General features: G+C 65.9%; 12 protein-coding genes and 2 pseudogenes. 9 read left to right on the forward strand and 5 right to left on the reverse strand.

Going from position 1 to position 14,570, the window contains the following annotated elements; genetic code table 11:
- Position 1: 1 nt before the first annotated feature.
- Together J2Z33_RS16640 and J2Z33_RS16645 are read left to right on the forward strand one after the other, a co-directional pair.
- Positions 2–1,375 (forward strand): acetyl-CoA carboxylase biotin carboxylase subunit, encoded by a 1,374-nt coding sequence (locus J2Z33_RS16640; protein ID WP_209843150.1) that lies wholly within the window; start codon positions 2–4, stop codon positions 1,373–1,375.
- A 397-nt stretch (positions 1,376–1,772) separates the two neighbouring features.
- Complete coding sequence (locus tag J2Z33_RS16645; RefSeq protein ID WP_209843152.1) at positions 1,773–2,408, forward strand: biotin transporter BioY; 636 nt, start codon at positions 1,773–1,775, stop codon at positions 2,406–2,408.
- Here the strand turns inward: J2Z33_RS16645 and J2Z33_RS19005 are convergent.
- The 4 genes and pseudogenes from J2Z33_RS19005 to J2Z33_RS16665 all read right to left on the reverse strand — a co-directional run bounded on the left by J2Z33_RS19005 (position 2,341) and on the right by J2Z33_RS16665 (position 6,149).
- On the reverse strand, positions 2,341–2,775 hold the full coding sequence (locus tag J2Z33_RS19005) for a transposase family protein (RefSeq protein WP_209843154.1): 435 nt from the start codon (positions 2,773–2,775) through the stop codon (positions 2,341–2,343). The genes J2Z33_RS16645 and J2Z33_RS19005 overlap by 68 nt on opposite strands.
- Before the next feature lie 126 nt (positions 2,776–2,901).
- The gene (locus J2Z33_RS16655) at positions 2,902–3,816 is read right to left on the reverse strand and encodes a hypothetical protein (protein ID WP_209843156.1); all 915 of its coding nucleotides are present in this window, start codon (positions 3,814–3,816) and stop codon (positions 2,902–2,904) included.
- A gap of 165 nt (positions 3,817–3,981) precedes the next feature.
- A complete protein-coding gene (locus J2Z33_RS16660) occupies positions 3,982–4,347 on the reverse strand; it encodes a hypothetical protein (protein ID WP_209843157.1) in 366 nt (121 codons plus the stop codon).
- 221 nt (positions 4,348–4,568) lie between these two features.
- Positions 4,569–6,149: pseudogene (locus tag J2Z33_RS16665) on the reverse strand (ISL3 family transposase).
- Positions 6,150–6,186: 37 nt separating this feature from the next.
- Between J2Z33_RS16665 and J2Z33_RS16670 the strand changes: the two are divergent.
- The 7 genes and pseudogenes from J2Z33_RS16670 to J2Z33_RS16700 form a co-directional block, all read left to right on the forward strand.
- Positions 6,187–6,450: pseudogene (locus J2Z33_RS16670) on the forward strand (transposase); the annotation flags it as partial.
- Positions 6,451–6,558: 108 nt separating this feature from the next.
- Positions 6,559–7,593: an IS110 family RNA-guided transposase gene (locus tag J2Z33_RS16675; protein ID WP_209843158.1), complete on the forward strand. Its 1,035-nt coding sequence runs from the start codon at positions 6,559–6,561 to the stop codon at positions 7,591–7,593.
- 453 nt (positions 7,594–8,046) lie between these two features.
- Positions 8,047–9,201, forward strand: coding sequence for a LacI family DNA-binding transcriptional regulator (locus tag J2Z33_RS16680; RefSeq protein ID WP_209843159.1), 1,155 nt, complete (start codon positions 8,047–8,049; stop codon positions 9,199–9,201).
- Between the two features lie 63 nt (positions 9,202–9,264).
- Positions 9,265–10,212: an ABC transporter substrate-binding protein gene (locus tag J2Z33_RS16685; protein ID WP_209843160.1), complete on the forward strand. Its 948-nt coding sequence runs from the start codon at positions 9,265–9,267 to the stop codon at positions 10,210–10,212.
- A gap of 58 nt (positions 10,213–10,270) precedes the next feature.
- Positions 10,271–11,794, forward strand: coding sequence for a sugar ABC transporter ATP-binding protein (locus J2Z33_RS16690; protein WP_209843161.1), 1,524 nt, complete (start codon positions 10,271–10,273; stop codon positions 11,792–11,794).
- Positions 11,791–12,813, forward strand: a complete 1,023-nt coding sequence (locus tag J2Z33_RS16695) for an ABC transporter permease subunit (RefSeq protein WP_209843162.1) — start codon at positions 11,791–11,793, stop codon at positions 12,811–12,813. Before J2Z33_RS16690 ends, J2Z33_RS16695 begins: the two co-directional genes overlap by 4 nt.
- A gap of 71 nt (positions 12,814–12,884) precedes the next feature.
- A complete protein-coding gene (locus J2Z33_RS16700) occupies positions 12,885–14,279 on the forward strand; it encodes a hypothetical protein (protein WP_209843163.1) in 1,395 nt (464 codons plus the stop codon).
- A gap of 171 nt (positions 14,280–14,450) precedes the next feature.
- Here the strand turns inward: J2Z33_RS16700 and J2Z33_RS19010 are convergent, their stop codons facing one another.
- Positions 14,451–14,567, reverse strand: a complete 117-nt coding sequence (locus tag J2Z33_RS19010) for a helix-turn-helix domain-containing protein (protein ID WP_425342577.1) — start codon at positions 14,565–14,567, stop codon at positions 14,451–14,453.
- Positions 14,568–14,570: the final 3 nt, after the last annotated feature.

Genomic DNA, 14,570 nt, shown 5'->3' on the forward strand with positions numbered 1-14,570 from the left:
GATGACGATCAGAACGCTCTTCGTGGCCAATCGCGGCGAAATCGCCGTTCGCATCATCCGCGCGGCGCAGGAGCTGGGTATCAGGACCGTCCAGGCTGTCAGCGCGGCGGATCAGGACATGCTGGCCGCCCGTCTGGCCGACGAGGTGATCGAGCTTGGCCCGGCGCCCGCCCGCAGATCCTATCTCGATACGGCGGCCGTTCTGGCCGCGCTGAGGCGGTGCGGCGCGGATGCCCTGCATCCAGGTTACGGGTTCCTGTCGGAGAACGCCGACTTTGCCGAGGCGGTCGAGGCCTCAGGCGTCGTGTTCGTGGGCCCACGGCCGGAAACGATCCGCAGTATGGGCGACAAGGCTCACGCTCGGGCCTGCGCGGTCGCAGCTGGCGTGCCGATCGTTCCGGGCAGCCAAGGCCGGATCGAGGACGTCGATGCCGCGCTGTCCGAAGCGTCCCGGATTGGCTATCCGGTCATGATCAAGGCGGCGGCGGGCGGCGGGGGTCGCGGGATACGTGTGGCCCGCGATGCCGACGAACTTTTGAAGCTGGTGCCGCAGGCAGCTTCCGAAGCTCTGGCGGGATTCGGGGACGGCGGTCTCTATCTCGAAGCCTTCATCGAGGACGCTCGTCACATCGAGGTGCAGGTTCTGGGCGACGGGACCTCGGTCGTCCACCTCTTCGAGCGGGAATGCTCGCTCCAGAGACGCCGCCAGAAGGTTTGGGAGGAGGCTCCGGCTTCTCTGTTGCCCGGGGACCTGCGCGAGGAGCTTTGCAAGTCAGCGGTTCGTCTTGCCCAGGCGGTTCGCTACCGGGGCGCCGGCACGCTGGAATACCTCTATGATCGGCGCCGCCAAGCCTTCTACTTCATCGAGATGAACACCCGCATTCAGGTGGAACATCCGGTGACCGAGATGGTCACGGGTGTGGATCTGATCCGGGAAATGCTGCTGATCGCGGGAGGCGTGCCGCTCCGGCATAGGCAGGAGGACATCCACTGCCGGGGGCACGCCATTGAGGTGCGGATCAATGCCGAGGACCCGGCGCGCGGCTTTCTTCCATCGCCCGGCCGCATCGAAGAGTTAGCCGTTCCGGGCGGTCCCGGCGTTCGCTTCGACACCGGGGCTTATCCCGGGTACCAAGTGCCCCCGTATTACGACTCGCTCATCGGCAAGCTCGTCGTCTGGGGCGAGGATCGACCGCACGCGCTCGGTAGGTTGGCCCGCAGCCTGGACGAGCTTCGGATCGGGCCGCTTGCGACGACGATAGCCATGCATTCGGAACTCGCCCTTGCCGACGACGTCCGGAGCGGCGAGGTGTCGACCTCGTGGCTGGAACGGTGGCTTACCCCACCTTCAGCCGGGAGATCGGACGCAGCATAATGGGAACCGCCGCGGCATCTGGATTTCTGGGGCGCTGTTTTGGCCCGTTAACGCGTAACGCCTGCTCACCGGCCCTGCGCCGCCGATCATCTCCCGCCATGCCCCGCGGAGCATTCCGTCAGGATAGTCGCTTGGCTCCTCGAGCTGATTCAGGATCGCTGGCCGAGGCAAGTGCCTGTTGGCGGCGATGGCTGGTCTGCAAGGGCGTGATCGTGAGAGCTAATTCTTGGACGGGCGTGTTAGAGACCGCCGCACCGGTGAGCGTCGGCTCTTGTGGTCGGGAACGGCTCCGCCGAGGGCAGTTCGACGCGCGCCCTTGCCGCCTGTGGCGCCGTTGATGAGCCACTCGAATCCTGAAACCTCGAAACAGACAAGAGGCCCCGGAATGACCCAAGGGATGACGCAAGCGGCCCGGCCCGTCCTGGCCGAGATCGGCGGCCACGAGGACGGCGCGGCGCGGCTGGCGCGGCAGGCGATGTTCGTGGCGCTGGGCATCGCGGGGCTGACGCTCGCGGCGCAGGTGCAGGTGCCGGTGCCGCCCTCGCCGGTGCCCGTGAACCTCGGCACCTTCGCGGTGCTGGGCATCGGCGCCGCCTACGGGCCCCGGCTCGGCCTCGTCACCATCCTGGGCTACATGGGCCTGGGCGCGCTGGGCGCCGACATCTTCGCCAGCTCCACGGCCGAGAACAACGGCCTCGGCTACATGATGGGCGCCTCGGGCGGCTATCTCCTGGGCTACGTGCTGGCCACCGTGCTCCTGGGCGCGCTCGCGCGGCGCGGCTGGGACCGCTCGGCCGGGTGGATGGCCCTTGCCATGCTCCTCGGCAACGTGGCGATCTATGTCCCGGGCCTCCTGTGGCTGCATCACGTCGTGGCGGCCGGCGCCTTCGATCCGGCCAAGTACGCCTCCGTCTGGGACCAGACGCTCGCCTGGGGCGTCACGCCCTACCTGATCGGCGACGCGCTCAAGCTCGGCCTCGCCGCGCTCCTGCTGCCCGCCGCCTGGAAGCTCGTGGGCTCGGCCCGCACCTGAGCACGCCCACCCAAAGCAAGCCCGAGGTGCCGCACGAGGCTCTGAAGCCTCGACGCCCATCGGCCCGAAGGCGCGCCAGGTCAGGAGAGAGCGCTTCCGAGAACGTCCGACCGCAGCAGCCTTGGCCGTCACGGCGAAAACGTCGGAACGTCAGGTCGATGCGAACCCGCCGGCCATGGGCCGGCAGGTCCATCAGCCTGCGACGGTACTGCCCATGCGGATGGTTGGAGGGCGTCTCGCAATGCGGGCATCTGTTCGAGGGCCGAGACGACCGAGCGTGAACGATCACCGCCTCCCTGACCATCTCAATGCCCTGCACCGTCAGCCCAGTCGGTACGCGTCTGCCGCCGCTCAACAGAATACCCATCGGCAAGCTCCTCAAGGAGGCGCCGACACGTAGCCTCAGGAGCACGAACCCTCACACAAAGCGCGCCAGAGCCCACATTCGGCGCCTATTGGAGTTCCAAAGTCGTTCCGATCCACAGCGAAGCGCCTAACCGTCGAAAAGCTTGCCATCTGGCCCGATGCTGGTCCCGTCCCCGAGATAAGCCTTTTGCGTTCCATCTCCGCCCGCGACTTCGTAAAGATCGACTCCGTTGTTATAATAGGGACGAGCCTTTCTTGACTCGTCAGACCCATCGAGTTCTGGGGGCATCTTACCAGCAGGAGCGAAGCCGGGTCGATAAGCGGGGAGAATCTCTGCTTGGCCCTTGTCCCCGCAGGCGGAGCAACGCAAGCTGGGTTGCAGTGCGAAAACATTCTCGCAAAGCTTGCCACCTGTCAGTCGATTCACGTCCATGTTCACTTGGTGGCCGCATCGGCAAAGGACAATGGCTTCAAGGCCGCGCTCTGCCCACGATCCGGTGTCGCAAACTTCGGCTCTCGCCTTCTGCTCGCCCATCAACAATTCTCGGACGCTAGCCTCGAAGGCATTCCGGCTGATGTCGGATAGGATGCGGACGCTGGTCACATCTTGATCAAACCATGCGGGCTTCCAGCTTGGGTCAGGGTTGCGGTCTCTCGACCTTTGAAACCCTATCCCCTGCGTGGAGCGCGCTCCCCTATCCTTATAATGGTGTCCAGCACCTGCATCGCCATCCATGTACCGGCTATCGCATCTCATGGTGACCTCTGCGATCCACAGGGGATCCTGCCTGAAATAGCTGGTCGTCCGCAAAGCATATCGTGAGCTTGGATCGGGTCCTCCGCCCCAGTAGGATCTGTAAACGTTCGTCTGCTGGACGAAGCTTTTCTCGCTGACGGAGATACGGCTGAAGTAACTTCTGACTCGCATTCGCTTGAAGATCGCGAGGAGATCTCGAAGTTCGAGATCTTTCGCGATGCGGCTACTTGGCGAGCGGAAATCAAGAATGGTCGGGAGATTGAACGGCGCGTTCCTTCTAAACATGTCGGCTCCAAAACCGTCGGCGATGGGACAAGCTAGGCTCCCTACCATTCACTATAAACGGGCGCGGCGATAGGTCTCTACAGATGTCTCTTGGCCGGGCGCTTCCGCCTCTCCCAACACGGGTCCTGTTCGTGATGTCATACCGTCCGCCTGCCGACCCAAGCCTCAGGCGGCCTGCTTCACCTCGAGCTCGAGCATGACGCCGATTTCAGCAGCCAGCTGGCCGAGGAGGCAAAGGAAGTCTTCCTCCCGACCCGTGCCAGTGAACTCCCCGAAGACCCGGTTCGAGCTATCCACCCGGAGCACCATGGCGGAGCCCAAGCCTTCGATCTTCTCGAGAGCTGCCTCCATCGCGAGGATCAGGCTTTCCTGATCGGGATACACGGGTGTTCCGCTGTCATCCTTCGCGGTCGCCGTCTTGATAGCGCCGCCATCCCGGCCGTAGGTCAGGCGAAGGACGGTGAAGCCGCCGACCTCCGCCCTGTACTGCCTCCTGGCATAGTGAAACTTGCTGGACTCGTAGATCTTCATGGCCTGGTACCTTCAATGCACGGCCGGTCAGGAGCCTGTTCTCCGGCCCTCTATTCGGGATGTTTCGGGGAAGGCGTCTGGATTCAGGCTCACTCGGGGCAAGCCTGTCGCTCAGTGGTCTCGGATCGAGACCTGAGGACTGCTGCGCGCTCTTTGGCGCGCCCGCCGACGTGTCTCCGCGGCGTCGTGGTTGTTGATCGGCGTGGAATAGGGGCTCTGACTCATTCTCGGTGCAGGTCGGGGACCTCTGGGATGCCGAGGAGCCGCGCCCGCAGCAGGTCGAGCTTGGCGCGGCCGAACATCTGCCGCTTGACCAGCTTGAGCCGGGTGATGTGCCCCTCAGTCTGCCCGTTGGACCAAGGCAGCGCGAGCGCTGCGGCCACGGCCGGCTGATCGGCCTTTAGCCCGCGGGCAAAGGACGCGAGAGGCCCGGCCGCCGCGTCCGCGAGCCAAGCTCCGAGGTCTCCGGCCCGACGATGACGGATCATGGTCTGGAACCGGTCGAGGAGGTGACGTGCCCGGACGAGGGCCGGGATCCCCCGCTCGATCAGGGTCACTGTGACCGCCTCTTCGCGAGAGAGGTGATCCCGGCCTCTCGTCAGCATGGCAGCCAGCCGGCGGGCCGAGGGGCACGTTCGGGGCCGCGCCTCAGGGGCGGCCTCCGCCCGCCGGTGCCGGGTAGCCCATTCCGTCACGACCCGAAGGCTTCCGCCGAAGCCCGCATCCCGGAGCCGGCGCCAGAGTTCGGCGCCGTTGCGACAGCCGCCCGACCATTCGCCCTCGAGTCTAGGGAGCCAAGCTTCGAGCGAGCTTTCCCGGACGCGGAAGACGTCCTGGCGCTCGCCCCGCAGGATCCGGCGGACCGTCTGTCGGCTGCATCCTGTCCGCCTGACGATCTGCTTGATGGGCAGACCTTCGGCGGCCAGAGCCTGCACCTCAGCGTTGGTCTTCTTGCGACGAAGGAAGCCGTGTTACTGGATCCGCTCGGCCGAGGTCAGCAGCGCAGGCTTGATACGACCCGCAGACAAAGCCCGGCGGATCGGGCTCATCGAGCGGCGCACCGCATCGAGGAACGCCCGACTGGCGTTCTCGAGGAGGTGCCAACGATCCGCGACCTGGACCACCTCGGGCCTTGCCGCAGTCACCGCCTGACCGTACCCACCGCCCCGGTCACGGGAAACGATATCCACCTCAGGATGCGCTCCCAGCCGGGCCGCGACCGTGGCGGCCTCGCGATCGGGCAGCACGTCCACGATGCAGTGCCGCTCGAGATCGCAGACGATCGTGCCGTAACGGTGCCCGCGCTTCCACGCCCAGTCGTCAATGCCGATCACCCGAGGCGCGGCGGCTGAAGCCGGCGCGAGCGCGCGGATCAGCCGCAGAAGCGTGTCCCGGCTCACGGCGATCAGCAGCCGCTCGGCCAGCCTCTCGCCGGGGCGCCCGCCAAGGGCGAGCCCGAGAGCATGTAGCAGATCCTGAAGCCGCGCCGTCCTGCGCGCAAAGGGCTGCACGACAGCTCCTCCGACCCTCTCGGCGAAGATCTGGCGTAGGCAGCCAGGGCGCCCGCACCGGAACCGTCGCACGTCCAGCTGGATCCGCACCTGCCGGCCATGGGCAGGAACGTCCAGCAGTCGTCGCTCGTAGTGGCTGTGAACCTGCCCTGAACGGCGGCCGCAGGCCGGACAGGCGGCCCACAGCTGCCGCGACCGGGCCAGGATGACGATCTCGCCTGGACTGACCCGCAGCCGTTCCATGATCAGGCCGGGCGGAAGCAACGAGGATCGCTGGTGTATCTGGGCCATGCTGGGCTCCTCCATCGAGAGAGCCAGCAGTTAGAACTACCGCGCTGACCTGCACCGAGATCGCGCCAGAGCCCCTTTTGGACGCCGATCCAGGGTCACAATCCCGCGCCGATTGACACGCAGCAAACGGCGGCGCCCTGCCAGCCATAACCGCAAGCTCTACAAAAAACGCTGCCGAAGCGAGAACGCCTTTGCCCGCCTGAAGGACTGGAGGGGCATCGCCATGCGCTACACCCGCTGCGGCGGCCTCTTTCTGTCCGCCATCGCCCTCGCCGCCACCGTCATCTTCTGGCTCCAGTAGCGAGATGCTGTAACGGGGCCTGCGTCGCGCACTGCCTGTTACGACTTGCCGGCTGAGAGGCAAGCTGTCGCCGTTCCCGTATCGGACCTGGAGGAAGGAGGATGCGGGATGAAGCTGTTTGTCGGACTGGATGTGTCGCTGTCCAAGACCGCGGCATGTGTGCTCGACGAGCACGGCAGGATCGTGAAGGAGGTGGAGGTCGCCAGTGAGCCGGAGGCGATCGTGCGCTTCGCGGGCGAGTTGGAAGGGACCATTGCCGCGATCGGTCTGGAGGCCGGGCCGCTGTCTCAATGGCTGCACCGGCGCCTGTCCGAGCCGGGGCTGGAGGTTGTCCTGATGGAGACGCGCCAGGTGAAGGGCGCTCTCAAGGCCATGCCAATCAAGACGGATCGGCGCGATGCCGAAGGGATCGCCCGACTGCCGCACCTAGGCTGGTTCAGGCCTGTTCATTGCAAGTCGGTGTCGGCCCAGGAGGTGCGGGCCTTGCTTGGGGCTCGCAAGGCCATCCAGCACGGCATGATCGCCCTGGAGCTCTCGCTACGTGGTTTGCTGCGGAACTTCGGGCTCAAGGTGGGCGCGATCTCGCGCGGCCGCTTTGAACAGCGCGTGCAGGAACTCGCCTGCGGCAATGCCATGCTCGAAGCCGCAACGGATCCCATGCTCAGGGCACGGGCGGGTTTGCGCCAGGAGTTGGCCGGGCTCGAGCGCAAGGTCCGGCTGCTGGCGAAGGAGGATCCGGTCTGCTGTCGGCTCATGACTTTGCCAGGTGTGGGAGCCGTGGTGGCCCTGACCTTCCGCTCCGCCATCGACGATCCGACGCGGTTCTCCTCGTCCAGGAAGGTCGGGCCCTGGGTCGGCCTGACGCCCTCGCGCAATCAGTCGGGCGAGCGCGATGTGAGCGGCGGAATCACCCGTGCGGGCGATGCGAACCTCCAACGAGCCCTCTGCCAGGCGGCCACCGTCATGATGGACCGAGGCCGCGCCTCCTGGCTGAGAAGCTGGGCGGCGCAGGTGGCGAAACGTCGAGGCCGAAAGCGCGGAATGGTCGCCCTGGCTCGGCGCATCGGCTCCGTCCTGCACCGCATGTGGAGGGATGATACCATGTTCCAGCTCGACTCCCCTCCGGGGGCTATGGCGAGCTGACCGCCGTCGCAAAAATCGAGAACAGCCGTTGACGCCTGCCTGAACGCAGACCCTCGAGGTCCCCACCGGGACGCGGTTCCGATGATGCCGTGGTCAGGACTGCCGCCGACCTCCGGTCGAGCGCGCTTGTGAGATGGGCACATCGGACGCCGTATCGGACCAGCATCATGTTGGCAGCCCCGCGCTGACCACGGACCGAAGCATGACGCCGGGAGGATCTCGACCAGAGGGTTGCCGCTCCGCGGACGGTGACGGCAGGGCCTGCATTCCCCTGAACGGCCTACAGTGCCTGCGGCCGGACTAACCTGCGCGTCACAAACCTGTTGACCCAGACGGCCCCGTTACCGAAGTCCTGACCCTAGCATGCTCCTCCTCCAGCCTTATTGACACACCCCACCCTAAACGTTTAGGAATCGCTTTAGGGAGACCTAAACGTTTAGGTCAGGAGGAGCCGTGAGCAAACGAAAGCTCACCATACGCGACATCAGCGTGGCGACCGGGCTGTCGACCTTTACCGTTTCGAGGGCCTTGAACGGAGCGGCCGGCGTTTCGGAGGAAAGCCGCAGACAGGTGGAGAAGGTCGCCCGGGAGCTGGGCTATGTTCCCAATCGAGCCGCTCAGGGCCTTCGTGGCGCGCCCCGGGACTCCGTTGCGGTGATCATCGCCGGCACCTCGAATGCCTATTACCTGGACCTGATGTCCGGCATCCAGCGGACCATGCAGCAGAAGGACGTGACCGTCGTCCTGATGGATATCGCGGTCAACGGCGTCTACGACGCCGACCTGGAGGACCGCGTCATCCAGCGATTGCTGGAGTCCCGCATGGCCGGCGTGATCTCGACCCTGACGCTGAAGCCCGAAAGCCTCGCGCTGCTCGCCTCGTGGGATCTTCCCATCATGTTCGTCGACTCCTCGCCGCCGCGCGAGGCTCCCCACCTGCCGAGCGTCACGACCGACAATTACAACGCGAGCCTGCTCGTCGGGGAACATCTGGCCCAGCACGGCTACAAGAACTGGCTGTTCCTGGTCTACCCGGAGCGATGGTCCACGCGGTTTGATCGCGAGCGGGGCCTCCGGGACGCCGCCCGGCAGCACGGGGCAGAGATCACCGTTCTGGAAAGCGAGAACGACGCCGCCGCGGCACGGGCAACGCTGGCGACCTACTTGGATCGAGCGGGGCCCTGGCCGGATGTCCTCATTGCAGGGAACAACCCGCTCTTGCTGGGAGCCCTCAACCTGCTTCGGTCCAGAGGCACGCGTGTCCCGGACGACCTGGGCGTTGTCGGGTACGACGAGTTCGCCTGGGCGCCCCTGATCGAGCCGTCCCTGACGGTTCTCAACGAGCGGAGCGAGGAGATCGGCGGTCTTGCCGCCGAAACGCTGCTCGAGATCATCGAGGAGCAATCCAGAGCGGTGAAGCGCGGGGAAGCCGGCGCTCCGGAGTATCTGCCCAGACATCAGCGCCAGGTGCCGGTCGACCTTTTGGTGCGGCGCTCCTGTGGCTGCCATCCCCCATTGGATCGCACGTCTGACCTCGTCGCGTCAGGCAAAGCTTCGCGGTCAACGACGAACCACAGGACCAAGAAGGGTCCTGCGGATCGAGTGTGACGCCTGCCAGCGGGCGCTCAAGAGGAGGAAGCTGGTTCCATGACAACCTGGAGGAGACTCAACATGACGTTCACCCGCATGAGCCTGCCGACCGCAGCCTCGACGATCGCCCTGGCGCTGACTTGCTCGTCCGGAATGGCGGTCGCGCAGTCGACGCCGGAGAAGATCGAGCAGATCGGCCTGATGGTTCAGGACATGTCGAACCCGTTCTTCTCGGCGATGGAGAAAGGCGCTCAGCGCGCTGCCGAAGCGATCGGCGCCACGGTCAACGTCCAGGATGCCCAACTCGACCTGGCGGCCCAGCACACGCAGATCGACGCCTTCATCCAGCAGGGCGTGGACCTTATCGTGGTTTCGGCCGTCGACGAGGCGGGGATCGCGCCGGCGATCGAGCGCGCCAAGGCGGCCAGCATCATCGTCATCGCCGTCGACACCCCCGCGGTCGGGGCTGATGCGGTGGTGATGACCGACGCGGTCCAGGCGGGCCGGGTCTCCTGCGAGTACCTGTTCGAGCAGATGGGGGGCGAAGGACAGGTTCTCCTGGTCGACGGGACACCGATCCAGACCATCATCGACCGCATCACCGGCTGCAAGGAGGTGGCCGCGAACTATCCGGGCATCGAGATTGTCGGGCAGCAGGCGTCCAAGAACGACCGTGCGTCGGGCCTCGCGGTCACGACCGACATGCTCACCGCCCATCCGGATGTCACCGGCATCTTCGGCATGAATGACCCGTCCGCTCTTGGCGCGGTGCTGGCCGTGGAGCAGGCCGGGAAGACCGATCAGATCATCGTCACCGGCGTGGACGGGAGCCCCGAGGCTGTGGAGGAGCTGAAGCGGGAGGGCTCGCCCTTCGTTGGCACCGCCACCCAGAGCCCGGGCGTCATGGTCGAGCGGGCCGTCCAGATCGCGCAAGACATCATCGCCGGCAACCCGCCGACCGAGACGACGGTCCTGATCCCCAGCGAGCTCGTCACCCGCGAGAGCGTGGCCGAGTACGCCGGCTGGTAATCCCGCAAACCACGAGGACGGGCGGCGCGCCCGTCCTCCCTCCCACAGGAGGCGAGCCATGACCGAGGCACTTCTCAGACTGGAGGGCGTCACCAAGCGCTATGGGGCGACGCTGGCCCTGAACGCCGTGCGCTTCGATCTCAAGGCGGGCGAAGTGCACGCGCTCATGGGCGAGAACGGCGCGGGCAAGTCGACGCTGATGAAGATCCTGGCCGGAAACGTGGAGCGCGACGCTGGCCGCATCATCCTGGACGGTCGGGAGATCGAGATCCACTCTCCCCGGGACGCCTCCGCACATGGCATCGCCATCATTCACCAGGAGCTCAACACCGTCCCGGAAATGACGGTGGCCGAGAACCTGGCCCTCGGGCACGAGCCGCGGACCCGCTTCGGTCTTCTCGACCGGCACCGGATGCTGGCGGATGCGCGGGAGAAGCTGGCCCGGATCCATTCGAACATCGACCCACGCCGACCTCTTGGCTCGCTCAGCATCGGCATGCAGCAGATGGTCGAGATCGCCCGGGCGGTCAGCGAAGATGCGCGGGTTCTCGTCCTGGATGAGCCGACCGCGGCCCTGTCCCGCGCCGAGGCTCAGGAACTCTACCGGCTCATCGAGCAGATGCGCCATGCCGGCGTCGGCCTCATCTACATCTCGCACCGGATGGAAGAAGTCTGGCAGCTTGCCGACCGTATCACCGTGTTCCGCGACGGCACCTACGTCGGAACCGGCCGGAAGGACGAGCTCGGTCCCTCCGACGTGGTCAGCATGATGGTCGGCCGCTCGATCGACAACCTCTACCATCACGAGCCCCGCTCGCCCGGGCCGGTGGTGCTAGAGGCCAAAGGCCTGGAGGGCGATGCCGTGGGACCCGTCGATCTGGAACTGCGGTCGGGCGAGGTGGTCTGCATGGCCGGGCTGATCGGCTCCGGCCGGACCGAGGTCGCGCGGCTCATCTTCGGCGCCGATCGCCGCAGGGGCGGCAGCGTCCGCATCCATGGACGGGAGAGCGATCCGGCCGACCCGGCGGAGGCCATCCGCGACGGGATTGCCATGGTTCCCGAGGACCGAAAGGTCCAAGGGCTTTTCCTGGACCACTCGGTCGAGAACAACATCGCCATCAGCTCCCTGGACAGGCTGACCCATGGTGGGGTGGTCCGGCGTGCCAAAGCACGCGCCTCTGTCCTGGAGCAGATGAAGCGGATGCGTCTGCGGTCGAACGCGGTGGACCTGCCCGTGAAGGCCCTGTCCGGCGGCAACCAGCAGAAAGCGGTCCTTGCCCGCTGGCTGTTGCGAGACTCCGACATCATCATCCTCGATGAGCCGACCCGCGGCGTCGATATCGGCGCCAAGCGCGAGATCTACGAGATCATCGACGCGCTGGCCCGGAGCGGCAAAGCCATTCTCGTCATCTCCTCCGACCTGCCCGAAGCCATCGGCATCAGCGATCGCCTCCTGGTCATGCGATCCGGCCGGATCGTGCAGGACATGCCGTCCCGAGCCGCCACCGAAGAGGAAGTCATGCTTCACGCCACCGGCGCCCGGTCGCGAACCGCGCCGACGCCCATGGGAGTTGCCTCATGAACACCCAAGACCCAACCGTCACCCCCCTTGCCTTGGACAAGGAGGGGTTCGACTTCGCGAAATGGTGGGACCGCGTCGGGATTCTGATCGTCCTGGTCGCCCTTGTGGCCCTGATGTCGGCGATCGCCCCCAACTTCAACCGGGTCGACAACCTTCTCAACATCGCCCGTTCGATCTCCATCAACGCGATCCTGGCCGCCGGACTGACCTTCGTGATCCTCACGGGCGGGATCGATCTTTCGGTCGGATCCATCGTGGCCGCGTCCGGCGTGGTCGCGGTCGTGGCCGCGATCGCCGGGGTGCCTGCGCCTCTTGCCGTTCTCCTCGGCATGGTGGTGGGCGCAGCCTGCGGGTTGGTGAACGGGGCTCTGACCGCCTACCTGGCTCTGGCACCCTTCATCGTGACCTTGGGCACGATGACCTTCCTGAGAGGCCTTGCCTACACGATCACGGAAGGGCAGCCGATCGTGGCCAGCGACCTGAGCTTCAAGGATCTGGGCAACGGCTACCTCCTGGGGATCCCGGTCCCCGTCCTGCTCATGGCGGTGGTCTACCTTGTGGCCTGGTTCATTCTGGAGCGCACCCACTACGGCCGGCATGTCTATGCCGTGGGAGGCAACGCGCAGGCCGCGCGGCTTGCGGGCGTTCGGGTCAATCGGATCACGACTTCCGTCTACATCATCGCGGGGGCCTGCGCCGGGCTCGCCGGGGTCATCTTCGCAGCCCGCGTGATCTCGGCGCAGCCGACCGCGGGAACCGGCTACGAGCTCGACGCCATCGCCGCCGTGGTGCTGGGCGGGACCAGCCTGGCCGGTGGGCGTGGGCGCATCATCGGGACGCTGATCGGCTCCGTCATTCTGGGCGTGCTCAGCACCGGCCTGATCCTCATGAACGTTCCGTTCTTCACACAGCTCCTCATCAAGGGCGTCGTGATCATCCTGGCTGTCGCGATCGACAGCCTGAAGACCCGCCCAATGCTGTTCCGGCCGGGCGCGAAGTCCGCTCGTCGCGGCGCCTGAACCTGCCTCTTCCCCCAGACCGTGGCGGCCCAGGAGCGGTCGCCGGTCTCCCCACGCTGAGTACTGAACCCATGACGCGAACCTTCATCATCACGGATGCCATCGATGCTCCGAGAGCCCGCGAGCCGATCACCTTCGTGGTGCCCAAAGTCCTCGAGGGAGCGCTGTGGTGGGCGCGCAGCGATGCGGGCGAGCGCATCCTGTGCCAACGTTTGTCCGAAGGCAGCACCGGGGATCGCACTGCCTTCATCGCGACACCCAGCTTCCAAGGCTCTCTCCGCTTGACGCTGGAGGCACCGTGCGACCCCGATGAGGCGACCGCTCTGCCGGGCATCGAGGAGCTGGAAGGGCGGGAGGCCGACTGCTTCGCGCGCCTCGATACCGGCGCTTTCGACCTCGAGCTCTGCTCCGGCACGGCCCAGGGGCTCGGCTCCTCGAAGTGGGGCATCCGGCACTTCCGGTCCACCGTCGACGGATTTGAGCTGCTCCCCTCGGGCAACAACGCCATTGGCGGCTTCTATGGTCCGTTCTTCACGCCCGAAAACGGCCTCATCAACCCCCCCGAGCACACCAAGGTCACGATCGAGGTCCTGGAGAAAGGGCCGGTGCTCCACCACTACCGCATGCATGGCCTCATACCGGACGGCCTTCTGGAGGAGCTCAAGGGCAAGCGCTTCGCGATCGACTGGCGCTTCACCTACGGCACGCCGTACTTCCAGCGCCGCTACCAAGTCGATCCTTTCCGGACCGTGATCAACGGTCGCTCGATCGACAACAAGATCACGGTCGGCGACGAGTTCGAGGGCGGCCAAGGCCAGCTCGTCTTTGACCGCTTCGCGGCGTATGGCGGCACGCGCTATCGGGCGGGCGACCCCTACGCCGGGGAACTTGTGGCCATGGTAGCTGAGACGGTGGAGAACTCAGCGAGCCGCAGCCCCAAGTTCGAGGAGTTCCGGAGGGAGCTCGCGCACATCGAGTCGGCTCACTGGGACCTCTACTGGCGCCTTTTTTGCGCTTGGGAGAAGGTCCTGAGCGACGACGAGATCCGGGAGCGCCTGGCGCGGGTGCGAGCGGCGGCTCACGTCAAGGCCGATCTCACGGAGCGGCGCTGGATCCTGACCGACAAGCCGGTCGATGTCTCGGCCACGCCACATGAAACCATCTTTCCCGGTCCTGCCAGCAAGACCGTGGAATTCCATGAGGAGTCGGGTCGTGCCATGGTCTGGTACACCTCCGAGCCCTCGGGGGCATTCCAGATCGTCCAGCGGCGCCAGTCGGGGTGGGTGAACTGGGGAACCAATGGCGAGAACGAATGCCCCGAGCTACCGGTCGGCGTCGTCATCAAGACAGCTTATGGCTCCTTCGCCGGCTCCTGGGAAACAGTCGCTGATCAGTTGGAGAGCCCCCCAGCCGTTGCCCCGGCGGAAGAGGTTGATGGGCAAATGGCCATGGCCCGTTCGGCCTGACCGTACTGTGTCTTCGTGAGGATCCGAGCTGGGGACAGGGTTGGTCATCTATCCCCAGCATTCGGTCATAGTTTGGTTCAAGCACCGCGCTTTTCGAGCCTGAAGAGCTGGAGCAAACCGTTAAGGCTTCGGACCTCGGTCGTGCCCAGCCCCGTCCTGCCGAAGCCTTCCTCATGAACCAGCCGGATCAACGTCTGGCAGGAACCTGTACACGCTCGAGCGTGCGATCCCCATCCGCTTGGCGATGGCCGTGGGGCTGAGCCGCTCCTCGGCGTGGAGCCGTCGCACTTC

The organism is Rubellimicrobium aerolatum, from assembly GCF_017872975.1.
GTDB classification, from domain to species: Bacteria; Pseudomonadota; Alphaproteobacteria; order Rhodobacterales; family Rhodobacteraceae; genus Rubellimicrobium; species Rubellimicrobium aerolatum.